The sequence below is a fragment of the bacterium genome (assembly GCA_024224155.1).
Classification (GTDB): domain Bacteria; phylum Acidobacteriota; class Thermoanaerobaculia; order Multivoradales; family JAHEKO01; genus CALZIK01.
In genome coordinates, this window is sequence record JAAENP010000490.1 from 1 (window position 1) to 1,255 (window position 1,255).

A 1,255-nucleotide genomic window follows, 5' to 3' on the forward strand; every position below is an offset into this window, starting at 1 on the left:
CGATCTTATCCAGCTCGTCCAGGACGATCACCCAGCCGGAGTGGAGTTCGAGGACCTGGGCGCTCATGAACTCAAGGACCTGGAGAGACCCGAGCACGTCTACCAGGTGCTCCATCCCGACCTGCCGAGAGATTTCCCTCCTCTCCGATCAGAGAGTCCCATCCAGCATGCAGCCGAACTGCTTTCCGAAGGCAGACAGGCACACGCCATGCAGAACTGGGAGCCGGCTTACCAGGCGTTCATCGCGGCGGCTGCAACGATCGAACTCGATGCTGAAGACCTAGAGCGGCTTGGCGACGCCGCCTTTTGGACAGGTCGCAGCGACGAGGGGATTTCCGTGCGCGAAAAGGCGTACGGTGCATACGTTCGAGAGGGGAAGAATCAAGCCGGCGCTCTTATCGCCTTAGCGCTCGGGGAGTCGTACAAGTATCGCCTGGCAAAGTCAGTCTCCAACGCGTGGATCGCTCGAGCAGAGCGCCTGGTCGCCGATGCGCCCGGCACCGAGGCTCAAGGTTACGTGTTGCGCTGGAAGTGCGTTGCGGCGTTCGAGTCGGAAGGCGAGCCAGAGAAGGCGCTGGCGCTGGCAGATCAGGTAATAGCAATCGGTTCGGAGCTGGGTAATCGCAGCCTCGAGGCGCTTGGGCTGCAGGACAAGGGCAGGTTCCTCGTGGCGCTGGGCCGGATTGACGAAGGGATGCGCCTGGTCGACGAGGCGATGGTGGCCGCCGTCGCCGGCGAACTCAATCCCATGGTGACTGGTAGGAGCTACTGCAACATGCTCGCCGTATGTGACCAGGTGGCCGATTACCAGCGAGCCGCCGAGTGGAGCGACGCCGCCCAGGCGTGGTGCGAGCAGCACTCCGACTCGGCCTACCCGGGCGTGTGTCGGATCTTCCGGGCGGAGTTGAAATGGCTCCGCGGCGAATGGGACGAGGCCACCACCGAGTTGAGTCGTGCCGTCCAGGAGCTAACCGGATTCACACCGATAGTCGGAGCAGCGCTCTACCAGGTCGGCGAGGTCGAATTGCGAGCGGGCAGACTCCCGGAGGCAGAGGAGCATTTCCGATCCGCCCACGAGCACGGGTTCACAGCTCTGCCGGGCATGGCCGAGCTCCGGTTGCGCGAGGGCAACGCTGAGGCGGCTGAACAGCTGTTGCGAGACGTACTCGGTCAAGAGAGCCTGGGACCGCTTGCTCGCGCCCGATTTCTCCCGGCCTTGATCGACACCGAGCTGGCCCTTGGCCGGACGAACCAA

1 protein-coding gene is annotated in these 1,255 nt (G+C 63.7%); it reads left to right on the forward strand.

Features of this window, described 5'->3' with window-relative positions:
- On the forward strand, window positions 1-1,255 hold a 1,255-nt coding region (locus GY769_23375; protein MCP4204860.1), incomplete at both ends, for a hypothetical protein.